Consider the following 14,858-nt stretch of genomic DNA (forward strand, 5'->3'; position numbering starts at 1 on the left):
CCTTTTAATTAAAGGAGTGTGCCAGATAATATCTGGAATCTAATAACATTTTAAAACTAATAAGCCATGATAATCTCAACAACAGATACTATACCCGGAAAAGAGACAATTGAAGTACTTGGTGTTGCCCGAGGTAGCACTGTAAGAGCTAGAAATATTGGTAGAGATGTATTCGCCGGACTTAAAAATATTGTAGGAGGTGAAATCGAGGAATACACCAAGCTACAAGCGCATTCCCGAGAGCAAGCAATGCAAAGAATGATATACGATGCAAAAAAATTAGGGGCAGATGCGGTAATAAATATCAGACTTACGACATCAATGGTTATGCAAGGCGCATCAGAGATCCTTGCATACGGTACAGCAGTTAAACTTAAATAACTCAAAAACTATGGAAACCATACTAGTTTTAGGCATTTACGGATTGATCTGGGGTGGTATCCTGGCGGCTTTAATTTATCTAGCCATCAGAAGGGTGCGAATCAGTGAAACTGAAAATTTTGAAAAAAGAGATAATTAAAATCAATTTTTAATATCATTAACTATAACACACTAACCATTGAAAGAATTATTTGACATAGCAATTTCTATAGTTAATTTGCCACTAACTATTCTTTTCGGATTATTAATCCTGTATTGGATTTTGACCACAATGACAGGCCTGGATCTTGATTTCTTTGATGCTGATATTGATATGGATATTGATGCTGATGTAGATGCTGATGTAGACATAGATTCTGAATTTGATGCCCGAGCTAATCTCGATATTCAAGACATATCCAATACAGAAGTAAAAAAAGAAGATGTTATTCGCCGTCGGGGAAAACTCAATTTTTTTCAGGTGTTTTTGATCTTCTTTAATTTTGTGGGTCTCCCGTTTATGTTCACTTTCACGTTTTTTGTATTGTTTTGGTGGGCAATAACAATGTCAGGCACATCTATAACACATAGTTATGACAATGATTTTGGATTCATATTTTTCTTTGGAGGTATTATTCCCGCTCTCTTTTTAACAAAGATATTTACAACCCCATTTAAAAGATTCTTCGTCAATTTTAATAACAAAGGAGAAAGTGCTTTAGAATTGTTAGGAAGACAAGGGATATTACAAAGTCCCCTTTCTGGCGAAAAAATATCAACTTTAGAAATAAAAATTCAATCCGATCCAATCAAAGTAATGGTTAAATCCAAAGACGGAATAGAGATTCCGGCTAATACAAAAGTAGAGATCGTAAATCAAGAGAAGAATAAACAACTATATATTGTAATCCCAATAAATTATTGATGGCAAATTTTTCAGGAATCATTACAATCGTTGTAATAGCATCTCTAATTTTAATTTTATGGTACTTTCTGGTTATCCTCTTGTTTTACAAAAAAATAACCCAAGGAGAAGCAATTGTACGAACTGGATTAGGTGGTACTACCATAGTATTTGATAAAGGGATTTTTGTTCTTCCTCTTTTTCATAATCTAGAAAAGATTGATCTTACCATTAAAAAGATTGACATAGAAAAAATAGGCCCCATTGCACTAATTTGTAACGACAAGAAACAAGTTCATTTAAAAGCCTCCTTTTTTGTGAGGATAAATAAAACTTTGGAAGATATCTATAGTGTTGCTCAGAATTTTGGATCTGAACACACTTATAAAAACGAAGAAATAAATTTTTTTTTTGAAGCTAAATTTACTGAATCTCTAAAAACGATAGCTTATGAATTCTCTTCAGAAGAACTTATAACAAAAAGACAGCAATTTAGAGATATGGTGATTAAAAACATAGGCACCGATCATTATGGATATATTATAGATGACTGTACAATCTATGATGTAGAAATAATGACCTAGTAACCTAATCAACAAACAAAGTAAAATATTGAAGAATTAATAACACAAGTATTATAACATTTAACAACTAAAATAATTTCTATGAGCAACATCGCAAGTATAGCCATCATCGTGGTGGTAGCATTAGTACTCCTTATCGTACTATATTTTATAATCATCGCTATTTTCTACAGGAAGATCCCGCAAGGAGAATCATTGGTTCGTACCGGTTTTGGAGGTACTGCCGTTGCATTTGACAAAGGATTATATGTCATTCCTGTACTTCATAAAGTAGAGATTATGGATATCTCTATCAAAAAAATTGAAATCGAACGTACCGGAGTAAACGGATTGATATGTAAAGATAATATTCGAGCAGATATCAAAGTAGCTTTCTTCGTGAGAGTAAACAAATCTGTAGAAGATATTATCAATGTAGCGCAAACCATTGGTTGTAATCGTGCATCAGAAATTGATACTTTGCGAAGTCTTTTTGATGCAAAATTTTCAGAAGCCCTAAAAACAGTAGGTAAAAAATTCGAATTTGTTGAGCTATATGAAGCTCGTAGAGAATTCAGAGATGAAATTGTAAATATCATCGGTACCGATCTTAATGGATATATTCTTGATGACTGTGCTATAGATGACCTGGAGCAAACATCTTTGAGTGTAATGAAAGCTGATAATATCCTCGATGCAGAAGGTATTAAAAAGATTACAGAACTTACTGCCGCACAAAATATCAAGTCCAACCTTATTAAGCGTGATGAAGAAAAAGTAATCCGTAAACAGGATGTAGAAGCACGTGAAGCTATTCTCGAATTGGATAAACAATTGGCTGAAAAAGAAGAGCAACAAAAACGTGAAATCTCCAATATCAAATCACGTGAAGAGGCAGAGATATTAAAAGTATCCGAAGAAGAACGATTAAAATCTGAGACAGCTCGTATTTCTACAGAAGAAAAGGTACAAGTAGCCGAAGAAAATATGCAACGTCAGATTATTGTCGCTGCCAAAAACAAACAACGTACAGAAGTTGTAGAAACAGAGAGAGTAGAAAAAGACAGAATGTTAGAAGCTACAGAACGTGAAAGAATCGTGACGCTGGCGCAAATCGAGAAAGAAAAAGTAGTAGAAGTAGAGAAAAAGAATATTCAGGATGTAATTCGCGATCGTGTGATGCTGGAGAAAGGTGTAGTAGAAGAGCAGGAAAACATGAAGGACATAGAAGCTTTCAAGACTGCAGATCGTGATAAACAGGTAAAAATTACCATTGCCGAAGCTAATGCGCAAGAAGACTTAATCAAAACAACAAAAGCAGCAGAAGCGCAAAAAGAAGCAGCCAAACAAAAAGCTGAAGAGATTAATATCGAAGCGCAAGCACAGAAAGAAGCTAGTGAAAAAGAAGCAGAAGCTCGTAAAACATTAGCAGAAGCACAAGCTAAAGAAGAAGCTACTATAGGGATGTCTGAAGCGCAAGTGATGCATGCAAAAGCTGATGCTCACGAACGTGAAGGTCTTGTAGAAGCCTTAATCATAGAGAAGAAAGCAAAAGCAGAAGCTACCGGAATCGAAGCAAAAGCAGAAGCTATTCGTAAAGAAGGAATGGCAGAGGCCGAAGTAATCAAAGAAAAAGCACTTGCAGATGCTGCTGGTATTGAAGAGAAAGCAGAAGCAATGAAAAAACTTGATGGTGTTGGTAAAGAACATGAAGAATTCAAGTTACGTCTAGATAAAGAATTACAAGTGGATCTGGCAGAAATTAATATCCAAAAAGAAATTGCTGATGCGCAAGCAGAAGTGATCGGAGAAGCCTTAAAAGCAGCCAATATTGATATTGTTGGTGGTGAGACTATGTTCTTTGATCAGATTGTAGGTCAGATTACCAGAGCCAAAGGAATCGATAGATTAGTTAAACATTCAGATAATATTCAGGATGTAAAAGATGCCATTTTAGGAAGTGAAGATGTAAAAGGGAATCTTTTAGAAAAAATAAAAGAATTCGCTACTAAATACGGAATCTCTTCTGAGGACATCAAAAACCTAACAATTGCTAATCTATTACTAGAATTGAAGCAAAAAACAGTAGATCCGGATGAAAACAACTTGTTTACAAACTTGTATAATCTGGCCAGTGGATTAGGACTCGCTGATAAAAAACTGAAGTAAAATCTATAAAAATTCTCCTCCTTCCTTAGGAGGAGAATAAATTTCGGATTTGTGTTCGAAGAAAAAAGTGGATAAACTCCACAACACTTTATGAATATCATCATAAATACATTTTTAAACCCATAAAAGCCTTCCCGTTCTGAGGTAGGCTCAGGATGGGAATTGTTTAACTTTTAATACGGTTTAATTATGAGTATTGCAGCCATGGTTGCTTCAATCAAATTTAATGATAGAAGAAGTAAAAGAGAAGCATTTAGCCACTTAGGTGGAAATACAGATACCAAAAGTCAAGGTATCAAGATAGAGCCAATTTCTGAGGAAGCTTTAACAAAGATTCGTAAGAAAATAAAAAAGCAAAACCGAGCCAACACTATAAAAAATATAGTGATCGCTTTGGTAAGTGTCGCAATAACTACCTGGTTATTTTTAATATAAAAAGCTATGGGAGGGTTTGGTTCAGCGCTAGGAATGATTACCGCGCTTAAAAATAATAGTCGCAGAAAGAAAAGAGAAGCCTATGATGGTTGGACACAAAATGACAAAGAAAGCCAAGGCATCAAAATAGAGCCAATTTCTGAAGAAGCTTTAGCAAGGATTCGTAAGAAAATGAAAAAACAAAACCGAACCAATGCTATAAAAAGTATAGTGATTATCTCGGTTAGTATAACAATAACAGTTTGGTTATTATTTAACTTAATATCAATGTTATGAACAAGAAATTTATAGGGTTAATTATTGTTTTAATCGTTGGGGTCTCGATTATGGCGGTAAACACTTACCTACAAAAAGAAAAATTAAACAAGAACGGTGTGATCTCTAAAGCTGTGATTGAAGACATCAGGTGGAATAAGTATGAAAATGAAATAGGAACTCCTGTAGATAATATTCACATACAATATAAGTATCAGGTAGGTGATAAAGAAATTATAAAAACCCAGGAGATTTTAAGACACGAACATGATCTGTACTTTGATACTACCAAAAATGTCGGAGACTCAGTTAAGATTAAGTATCTAGAAAAAAGTCCTAATCATTCAAGGATCGAGAAACGAACAAATATGTCAGACTGAGCTTGTCGAAGTCATAACGAAACGAAAAAATGAAACAATATTATGTTTATTTAGTTGAATGCAAAGATGGCTCCTTTTATATTGGGATCACCAATAATCTTCAACGTAGAATATATGAACATAATATTGGTTTAAAAGAAAATTCATATACATATAAAAGAAGACCTGTAGAGTTAAAATGGTATGAAACATTTACTGATCCAGATAAAGCTATAATGGTTGAAAAACAATTAAAAGGCTGGAGTAGAAGAAAAAAAATTGCTTTAATTAATGAGAATTGGGATAAATTGATTGAATATTCCAAAAACTATACTGAATCTAGAAATATCCTTGGAAAAAGTAATAAGTCTTCGACAGGCTCAGACTGACATCATCATCAAAACTCTGACTCTATTGTAAGACCAAACTTGTCCAAACCTTTATGAAAACGAATGAAAATTCGAATAAAAACATGCAAGAAGAAAACACAAATAACATACAACTAGACGGAGGCACGTATGAGATCATCCAAAATCGTTTGCAAAAACATAAAGGTGAACTACAAAATCGTCTAACTCAATTAAATGACGCTCGCAAAGAAGTTTTTGGTAGTGTAGAAACCAAACTTATTGCCAATAATCGTATCAATACAGAAAACAATTGTATTGCCCGTGATATTGTTACCATTGGTGAGTATTGTTTGTTCGGATATAATGTACATTTTGGACTGCGTACAGAGATTACACTTGCAGATGTATTTAGCATCTACACCTACACTAATGATCATTTTTCTGCAAAATCCTTAGATCTGATAAACGATACTGTTTTTATAGATGACTTTACTAATCTCTATAAATACTATCGCAATACCATATTCTCTAAGTTCGCCATCGTTGGTAATTATTTACATATGGTATTTCAATTAAGCGAAAGCGTTTCAGATATCAAAACATTTAAATGGTTAATTAATGAAGGCTCATTAACGTATGTCGATAATCGAAGTGAGCATGAATTTAAATTTCCCAAACAACACGAATTTAATTGGGTCGAAGTTACTCGTGATATGCATCGTTACGGGACACATCCACATATCTCTATCCTGGACAAAGTATTTGTAGAAACTGTAGGAGGAGATCTTACCATTAAAATTGAAGATAATACAGATGAAGGCAAAGGGATTCTTGACGAACCCGTAGAACTAGTAGATCAAACATTAGATGATGGGCAATACCGTTTTGCAGATATAGGCAACCTTATCACCTTAGAAATTAAACCTTTTCAGGAAGCTCCTCGCTATTTTGTGTACAATCATAAAATGCAAGAAGTCAAAAAGATTGACTGCATTAAAGATGCTTGTGTATTATTACCCGATGATCAGGGAATCATCTATCCTAATGGATATTATTTACAATCAGGGGATTTTAAACTATTTACTAATGAGGTTTCTGATGTTAAATTTCAGGAAAAGATTATTTCACCCAACGGCGAAGATTTTTTATACGTTTTCTACGAAAGTGAAAAAGGATTGTACACTTTGATGTCGTATAATGTCATCGAACAAGAAGTAAAAACACCAATTATATGTAATGGATTTACTATTCTCCAAAACGGAGAATTATGTTATTTCAAAACCGAGGATGAGCAAACAAAACATCACGTAATCCAGATTTGGCAAACACCTTTTATGAAAGGTAATGTCATGCCATCAGAACACACAGATACACTCATCTATAAAATAGGTAATAAAGACATTGTAAAAGCCATGGCAGAAAGTCATGCACTTATCACTCTTTTAAACAAAGAAGATAGTTATGATGGATTATATGATGACATTGCAAAGTTTTCAAATGATGTTATAGACAGTTACTATTGGATTCGAGAAGAAGATACTTTTAGATTAGACATCCCTCTTGAAGAAATTAACGGAGCTGCAAACGCAGCAATAGATGAGTTTGAAAAAGTTGTACAACTGCGTAGAACCGCTTCTAAGGTAACTAAAGAAACTCAGGATAAAGCTGAAATTATTTTTGGTAAAATCAAAAGTAGTTCTTTTAGATCCATTGATGATTTTGTACAGGTATTGTCGCAATTACGTACTCTTAGAGGAGAGGTAATTGGGTTAAATGATATAAGGTATGTTGATAAAACTTTCATTCAGAAACTAGAAGCTCAAATTGCAGAACAAACCGAAAAGATATCACAACGCTGTGTACAGTTTTTACTCGATGACAAAGCACTTCTACCCTATCACGCTCGAGTAGAAGAAAAACAAGGTGATCTTGAAAACATAAAAAAAGTAATCGATGCAAAAAAATTAGAAGAAGAAGTCAATCAAATCGCTACTGATCTAGAAATGCTTATTGATATAGTCTCTAATCTTCAGATTGAAGACACCTCTCATTCTACAAAGATCATTGATAATATCTCGCTAATTTTTGCAACGATCAATCAGCTTAAAGCTGGTATCAAAAACAAAATAAAATCTCTAGGCAGTAAAGAAGCCACAGCAGAATTTGCAGCACAATTAAAATTAGTAGATCAAAGTATCATCAATTATCTTGATATTGCTAATACTCCCGAAAAAACAGACGAGTTATTAAATAAAGTATCTGTTCAATTAGAAGATCTAGAAGGCAGATTTGCAGATTTTGAAACGTTTATAACTGAGATCATAGAAAAACGAGAAGAAGTATATAATGCTTTTGAAGCTCGTAAAAACAGTTTGATCGAGGCTAGAAACAAAAAAGCAGTAGCATTAGAAAATGCAGCCAATAGGATCCTTAAAGGAGTTACTAAAAAAGCATTGAGTTTTGATACCGTTGTAGACATTAATGGATATTTTGCTTCGGATCTAATGATCAATAAGTTGCGAGATATTGTAGAACAATTGCAAGAATTAGATGATGCCGGTAAAGCCGAAGCTATAGAAACAGCGTTAAAAGTTGCAAAAGAAGATGCTACCCGTAAACTTAAAGATAAACAAGATCTTTATGAAGATGGTGAAAATATCATCAAACTCGGTAAACATAAGTTTGGTGTTAACAAACAACCGCTGGATTTAACCATCGTATACAAAGATAAATCCTTAGCATATCACCTTACCGGAACCGATTTTTATCAGGAAATCACAAATGATATTCTTATAAAATCAAAGAAATACTGGGATCAGGACCTGATTTCAGAAAATCAAGAAGTATACAGAGCTGCATATCTGGCATATAAAATATTTCGAAGTTGTCACGCTGAGCCTGTCGAAGCGCAAACAATTCCTTCAGATAAAAAAGACTTCGACAAGCTCAGTCTGACAATGATGACAGAAGAAAACCTTCTTGAAATTGTAAAATCAGAAAGCAGCAAAAATTATGCAGAAGGCTATGTAAAAGGTGTTCATGATATAGATGCAGCTAAAATTTTAAAAGTTTTAGTAACCAAAGATCACGATTTGGGATTATTACGTTATGCTCCAGATATTAGAGGATACGCTCAATACTTTTGGCATGGATTAAACATAGATAATCAAACATACTGGAATGATACTATTAAAGCTTCTGGAGAAGTATTAGAAGCTTTTCCAGATAGTAATGAATATCAAAAAGTTATTACCAATCTGGAGAAAGAGGTTATAATTTTTGCAGAAACCACAAATCTTTTTGAAACCGATTATAGCAATAAAATTTCAAGATATTTATTTGATGAACTACAAAGCGGCGATACCTTTTGCATAAGTCAAACCGCAAATGGACTTTATGAAGCTTTTATCGCTGAGTTAAAAAAGAAAAAGGTATTCGTAAAACTTAAAAAATCACTCCAATTAGATACTAAGCCACGTTCTAACGGAAGTGTGAATTGGAATGATCGAATCAACCTTGCATTGCAATGGGTATCTTCATATTTAAAAGCAAATCATCCTAAACATATTGACCATTGTCAAGAAGTAGTATGTCTTTTACTCTTTAAAGACGAAGCAACCGCAGATGTGATTCATGTGACCCCTACACAGGTTATTGAAGAACTAAACGGCTCACATCAAACTATTACAGAAGGAACTTTTGAGTTTAACTATTATGATTTTATTTTAAAATTAAAAGATTTTGCAAGTATCGAGGTCCCTGCATTTGAAGCATACCGTAATGCAAAACATCAAGTAACAGAAGAGCTTAAAGAAGACCTTAAGTTAAATGAATTTAAGCCAAAAGTACTTTCATCTTTTGTAAGAAATAAACTGATCGATCAGGTGTATTTACCTTTATTTGGTGACAACCTATCTAAGCAATTGGGTAGTGTAGGCGATAACAAACGCACGGATCGCATGGGTATGCTATTGTTAATCTCTCCTCCAGGATATGGTAAAACTACCTTAATGGAGTATATGGCCAATCGTTTGGGGTTAGTATTTATGAAAATCAATGGCCCGGCAATTGGTCATGAAGTTACTTCTGTAGATCCAATGGCCGCCAATAATGCCGCTGCTCGTGAAGAATTGAAAAAACTCAATCTTGCATTAGAAATGGGTAATAATGTGATGTTATACCTGGATGATATACAGCATTGTAATCCAGAATTTTTACAAAAATTCATCTCATTAGCTGATGGTACCCGAAAGATTGAAGGAGTTTATAATGGTAATCCTAAAACATATGATCTGCGTAGCAAACGTTTTTGCGTGATTATGGCCGGTAATCCCTATACAGAAAGTGGCGAGAAATTCCAGATTCCGGACATGTTAGCCAATCGAGCAGACATATACAACCTGGGAGATATCATCGGAGATACGGCAGATTTATTTAAACTTAGTTTAATAGAAAACTCTATGACCTCTAACCCAGTTTTACATCAGTTAAGTAGTAAACATTTTGATGATATCTATCGATTGATCGAAATCGTAGAAACAGGATCTCAGGAAGGAATAGAGCTAAAAGGAAATCACACGAAGCAAGAAGTACAGGATTATCTGGCAGTACTAGAAAAAGTGGTCACCATTAGAAATACGGTACTCAAAGTAAATGAAACCTATATCAAATCTGCTGCGATGGAAGATGCCTATCGTACAGAACCCTCATTTAAATTGCAAGGTTCTTATCGTGATATGAGTAAACTGGTAGGTAAAGTAGTTCCTATTATGAATGAACAAGAACTACAGACCTTACTCCTATCTCACTATGAGAATGAGTCACAAACTTTAACCAGTGCTGCAGAGGCAAACCTCTTAAAGTATAAAGAAATGACACAAACCATCGCTAAAGAAGAAATCAAGCGTTGGCAAACTATCAAAGAAACCTTTGTCAAAAACAACAAACTTAAAGGCTTTGGAGATAAAAATGAGATGGCACAAGTACTAGCCCAGATGATGCAATTTAGTGACCACCTCGCAGGAATTCAGGAAGTATTAAAGAAAGGACTGGACAAGTAAAAATACAGTAGTAAACATTCTGTAATTTAGAAAGAATTTTTATCAAACCTTCAGTGCTCAAAACACTGAAGGTTTTTATATTTCAAAAATATTTTATATTTTTACATAAGTACTTATATAAATACTTATGCAAGATAAATTAGAAGAATATGGCGAACTGGGATTAGGATCACGACTAAAGCGTTTAAGTGAGCAAATGATGAAAGAAATTCAATTAGTATACGATGCCTTTGATATAGATTTTGACCCTTATTTGTTTCCTATTTTTAGAGTAATCATTGATAAAGAATTAACCACTACTACAGATATACAGGAAGCTTTACAATATACGCAACCGGCGATTACACAAGCCTTAAAAAAACTAATGGATAAGCAGTATGTAACCTATAAAGTTGATAAAACAGATAAACGAAAAAAACTATTCAAACTCACTAAAAAAGGAAAAGACACTCATCTACAAATGATTCCTTTATGGAAGGTTATTGATCAGCAGGTAAAATGGCTAACAGAAGGCAGCGCAACAAGTCTGACACGTCATTTAACCTATATGGAAGACCAACTAAAACAAAAATCATTAAGTCATAGAATACTAGAAAAATTTAAATAGCTTGAAAAATGAATACCTTAAAAAAAACAACGATAATTCCCTTTGACTCAAAATACGCAAAAGATTTTGCTGACCTTAATGTAGAGTGGTTAGAAAAGTACTTTGTTGTCGAACCACATGATGTAGAACTATTAGAACGATGCGAAGAAACTATTATCAATAAAGGAGGCTATATCTTTTTTGCCAAAACAGATGAAGAGATCGCAGGAACTTTTTCCTTAATAAAAATAGATGATAATGTATATGAATTGGGTAAAATGGCAGTTTCTCCAAAGTTTCAAGGACAAAAAATTGGGCAACAACTTATGCAATTTTGCATGGATTTTTCAAAAGAGCAAGGTTGGGAAAAACTGACACTATACTCCAACCGAATTTTAGAAAATGCCATTTATATTTATGAAAAATATGGCTTTAAAGAAGTAACTCTAGAAGAAAACCCTCCTTATCAGCGCAGTAATATTAAAATGGAAATGATATTGTAACAAAGAGTTAAACTCTCTTTTTAAAAAAGGAATATATAAATAAAATTACTTGGTAGACTTATAAATTATTTAATAACATATTCCATTATTCTCTTTTGCTATACAACGACATAAATTTTTCTAAAAAAAAAAGTGTCTCACTCCCTTCCTTTGAAGGAAGGGTTAGGGATGGATGTTAACAAATTATTTTCAACTTACTTTTATTGATAAAACATATCTAAAAATGGCATTGCAAAACATAGTACCCTATACTCCCAAAGCAAGAGAATTATCAAAAATACTTCGAAAAAACATGACCCAAAGTGAAAAAGTAATTTGGGAAAAAATTAGAAAAAAACAATTTGACATCCTATTCTTTCGTCAGTTTCCTATTTTGGATTACGTAGTTGATTTCTATGCAAAAGATATTGGTATTGCCATTGAAATTGATGGAAGCTCTCACAATAATCACATGCTGGAAAATAGTCACTGACAAGGTAGAATCGAAAAACTAGGTATTCGATTCATACGATTTAAAAACGAGCAAATTCTAAATAATATCGATGCAGTTCTAGAGGAACTCTCTGTTTTGATAGAAAACCTCCAGCAAGAATAATTTCCCTCTTCGACTTATAGTATTCATAAAGACATCCCTCTAAATCTCCCTTCAAAGGGAGACTATCAACCCCTTTCCTTTGAAGACAACACAACGTTAGTTGTGGGCGAGCAGATGTGTTGGTAAAGGAATAGATGTAAACGGTATCCATTGCTTTATTTTTTCAAAGAGTTAAATAACTTTTTAGAAAAGGGGCTTTTCCCCCTATTTAAAATACATCCAATCCAATCACATTTTGTATTACACCCCTTGAAACCAGAGTGCTAACTCATTTTTTCTTTAACAAAATCTAGTGTGATTTTTGAAACCTACAGAATAATAGTACTTTTAATATCTACAAACCATCTTAATAAACCTATCAAAATGAAAAGACTAAATAATTTAATTAGAAGTATTATGGTTATGGGGATAACAATGATTCTTGTTACCTCTTGTACACCTGGAGGACAAGACAATGCGGAAATCGAGAGATACAAAAAGCAAATTAAGGAGTTAAAACAACAAGTTGCAGAATTACAAGAACAAATCGGAAGCACGGATAGACCAAAAAGAATTATCAGCTCTGCCGAAGCACAAATTATTTTTCAGGAATATAACAAGAGATCTGATATGATCAAAGAATATATCCAAACCGATGCGGTTGGAAATAGATTTGATCCTACACGTTCTTTATATTATCCTATTGACGAGTTACGTAATTATATGGCGTATATACATAAGATATCAAAAGAAGCTGATGTAAAACCAACAGGATATAGATTTTATTTTGCTGCCTATCCAGAAGAATATGAGCGTGAGTTATATGCTAAAAGACAAACAATGTTTATCGCACCAACGATTGAGAAAAAAGATGCTAGCGGTAAGACAAAGCAAGTAGCTTATCTTTTTGATAAAAATAAGAAGGTATTATATCTGGATGATATTATACAGGAACCCCTTGAAGGTAAAAAACCAAATGTACAGAAAGGATCATTATTTTCTTTCTTAAGCAATCTCCAGGAAGGAGAAATCAGTACAGTTGCGAATGAATTAGCTGGGTCACCACCAATGGGGAATTGATTTCTATAAATAATGAATATAAGCAACGAATTTTTATACTTACTTATTAAAATCGGTATTGGAGTAGAAATACTGACCGCATTAGTTGGCACTATTTTCTATCATAAATACAAAAACGCACCAATCATAAAGTATTTTATATTTTTTCTATGGTACGTTGGTATTAACGAACTTGTTGGCTTATATATTAGACAAGATGATGGCATAAATGCTATTATTTACAATATATATAACGTAATAAATTTTACATTTTTCTTTGCTTTATATAGACATTATTTAGACAAACCTAAAAACAAAAAAATCGTTCTTATACTATGGATATTTTATTTGATTTCTTTTGTAATTAATGGTTTTTTCGAAAATTATTTAATCAAACATCAAAAATTCCCGTACATAATAGCAGCATTCTTCTTGATAATTACTATAGTATTATATTTCATTGAAATATTGAATTCTGAAAAAGTACTTTACACTAAAAAGAATCTGCTATTTTGGGTCAGCGTTGGATTACTATTATATTTTGTCGGCAATATACCTTATAGAATAGTACGAGATTATTATAAGGAACTCGCTGATGCTAAAATTTTGTTTTTGGCAAGATTTGCATTAACAATTATAATGAACATCTGCTTTATCATCGGTTTTATATGGAGCAACAAGAAGCAACAATATTAATTACAACTATTATATTAGTTGGTATTATAGTATTAATGATATTCCTTTTTGTAATTTTTCAAAAAAGGAAGAATTCTCTATTGCTACAACAAAAAGAGGCAGAGAAAAAGTTTGAAAAAGCCATTGCCGAAACTCAGATAGAGATTAGAGAAGAAACCTTGCGTAATATCAGCTGGGAACTTCATGACAACATCGGACAATTGCTTACATTGGCAAAAATACAGGTCAATGTTGCACAAGATAACCCCGAAAAACTTATAGAAGTAACAGATACAATTACCAAAAGTCTCACGGAGCTTAGATCATTGTCAAAATTAATCAACCCTGATGCTATCAACAATTTGTCTCTTACAGAAGCTTTAAGCTTAGAAATTGAGCGATTTAACAGATTACAATTCATCCAAGCATCATTAACCAGTAATAAAGAGATTCGTACACTCGATAACAAAGCTGAGATCATTATTTTTAGGATACTACAGGAATTTTTTACAAATACTATTAAACATTCTAAAGCTTCTAATCTTAAGGTTGATGTGTCTTATGACCAAGACAAAATACTTATAAAAGCCGAGGATGATGGTGTTGGTTTTGACATTAAAAACACAAAAACCAGGCAAGGTATAGGACTCTGTAATATTCAAAACAGAGGAAAACTCATTGAAGCAGAAGTTGTTCTGGACTCTGAAGAAGGAAAAGGAACCTCTATTACCTTAACCTATTACTATAAAGAAAATGGAATATCTCCTATTGATAATGAAATAGCATAATGAAGAAAACTAAATAGTAAAATAATATAAATTCGATGTATTTAGTAACATACAAAAAGCCGTCAATTTGAGTAGTTTTTCATCAAGAAATGAAGAAAAATCGTATCAAAATTAGACTTGTATAAGAAATCACTTGTTTTCGATACATTTTTGCTAAGGCAAAAACACTCAAATTGACGTACTTTTTTATATCGAGCTCATATTAAAATAACATAATT

15 protein-coding genes and 1 pseudogene are annotated in these 14,858 nt (G+C 33.0%); all 16 read left to right on the forward strand.

Features of this window, described 5'->3' with window-relative positions; translation table 11 throughout:
• The first annotated feature begins 66 nt into the window (after positions 1 to 66).
• The 16 genes and pseudogenes from U0D62_RS14160 to U0D62_RS14235 all read left to right on the forward strand — a co-directional run bounded on the left by U0D62_RS14160 (position 67) and on the right by U0D62_RS14235 (position 14,640).
• Positions 67 to 381 carry a YbjQ family protein gene (locus U0D62_RS14160; protein ID WP_322287960.1) on the forward strand — a complete coding sequence of 105 codons (315 nt, stop codon included), beginning with the start codon at positions 67 to 69 and terminating at the stop codon, positions 379 to 381.
• Between the two features lie 10 nt (positions 382 to 391).
• Positions 392 to 520: a hypothetical protein gene (locus U0D62_RS14165; RefSeq protein WP_322287961.1), complete on the forward strand. Its 129-nt coding sequence runs from the start codon at positions 392 to 394 to the stop codon at positions 518 to 520.
• Between the two features lie 39 nt (positions 521 to 559).
• The gene (locus U0D62_RS14170; protein WP_322287962.1) at positions 560 to 1,285 is read left to right on the forward strand and encodes a hypothetical protein; all 726 of its coding nucleotides are present in this window, start codon (positions 560 to 562) and stop codon (positions 1,283 to 1,285) included.
• The gene (locus U0D62_RS14175) at positions 1,285 to 1,848 is read left to right on the forward strand and encodes an SPFH domain-containing protein (RefSeq protein WP_322287963.1); all 564 of its coding nucleotides are present in this window, start codon (positions 1,285 to 1,287) and stop codon (positions 1,846 to 1,848) included. Before U0D62_RS14170 ends, U0D62_RS14175 begins: the two co-directional genes overlap by 1 nt.
• Before the next feature lie 81 nt (positions 1,849 to 1,929).
• A complete protein-coding gene (locus tag U0D62_RS14180) occupies positions 1,930 to 3,996 on the forward strand; it encodes a flotillin family protein (protein WP_322287964.1) in 2,067 nt (688 codons plus the stop codon).
• A 189-nt stretch (positions 3,997 to 4,185) separates the two neighbouring features.
• Positions 4,186 to 4,431 carry a hypothetical protein gene (locus tag U0D62_RS14185; RefSeq protein ID WP_322287965.1) on the forward strand — a complete coding sequence of 82 codons (246 nt, stop codon included), beginning with the start codon at positions 4,186 to 4,188 and terminating at the stop codon, positions 4,429 to 4,431.
• A gap of 6 nt (positions 4,432 to 4,437) precedes the next feature.
• Positions 4,438 to 4,707 carry a hypothetical protein gene (locus U0D62_RS14190; RefSeq protein ID WP_322287966.1) on the forward strand — a complete coding sequence of 90 codons (270 nt, stop codon included), beginning with the start codon at positions 4,438 to 4,440 and terminating at the stop codon, positions 4,705 to 4,707.
• Entirely contained in the window at positions 4,704 to 5,066 is a 363-nt protein-coding gene (locus tag U0D62_RS14195; RefSeq protein ID WP_322287967.1) for a DUF3592 domain-containing protein, read from the forward strand. The genes U0D62_RS14190 and U0D62_RS14195 overlap by 4 nt, the downstream gene beginning before the upstream one ends.
• A 29-nt stretch (positions 5,067 to 5,095) precedes the next feature.
• Positions 5,096 to 5,434, forward strand: coding sequence for a GIY-YIG nuclease family protein (locus U0D62_RS14200; protein WP_322287968.1), 339 nt, complete (start codon positions 5,096 to 5,098; stop codon positions 5,432 to 5,434).
• 53 nt (positions 5,435 to 5,487) lie between these two features.
• Positions 5,488 to 10,455: a DNA repair ATPase gene (locus U0D62_RS14205; RefSeq protein ID WP_416135540.1), complete on the forward strand. Its 4,968-nt coding sequence runs from the start codon at positions 5,488 to 5,490 to the stop codon at positions 10,453 to 10,455.
• A 127-nt stretch (positions 10,456 to 10,582) separates the two neighbouring features.
• Positions 10,583 to 11,062: a MarR family winged helix-turn-helix transcriptional regulator gene (locus tag U0D62_RS14210; RefSeq protein WP_322287969.1), complete on the forward strand. Its 480-nt coding sequence runs from the start codon at positions 10,583 to 10,585 to the stop codon at positions 11,060 to 11,062.
• A gap of 8 nt (positions 11,063 to 11,070) precedes the next feature.
• Positions 11,071 to 11,544: a GNAT family N-acetyltransferase gene (locus U0D62_RS14215; protein ID WP_322287970.1), complete on the forward strand. Its 474-nt coding sequence runs from the start codon at positions 11,071 to 11,073 to the stop codon at positions 11,542 to 11,544.
• A 223-nt stretch (positions 11,545 to 11,767) separates the two neighbouring features.
• A pseudogene (locus U0D62_RS14220) lies at positions 11,768 to 12,139 on the forward strand (endonuclease domain-containing protein).
• A gap of 363 nt (positions 12,140 to 12,502) precedes the next feature.
• Positions 12,503 to 13,198: a hypothetical protein gene (locus tag U0D62_RS14225; protein ID WP_322287971.1), complete on the forward strand. Its 696-nt coding sequence runs from the start codon at positions 12,503 to 12,505 to the stop codon at positions 13,196 to 13,198.
• Positions 13,199 to 13,210: 12 nt separating this feature from the next.
• On the forward strand, positions 13,211 to 13,873 hold the full coding sequence (locus tag U0D62_RS14230) for a hypothetical protein (RefSeq protein ID WP_322287972.1): 663 nt from the start codon (positions 13,211 to 13,213) through the stop codon (positions 13,871 to 13,873).
• Positions 13,846 to 14,640, forward strand: a complete 795-nt coding sequence (locus U0D62_RS14235; protein ID WP_322287973.1) for a sensor histidine kinase — start codon at positions 13,846 to 13,848, stop codon at positions 14,638 to 14,640. Before U0D62_RS14230 ends, U0D62_RS14235 begins: the two co-directional genes overlap by 28 nt.
• The last annotated feature ends 218 nt before the right edge of the window (positions 14,641 to 14,858 follow it).

This window comes from Aquimarina callyspongiae (assembly GCF_034322225.1).
Taxonomy (GTDB): Bacteria; Bacteroidota; Bacteroidia; order Flavobacteriales; family Flavobacteriaceae; genus Aquimarina.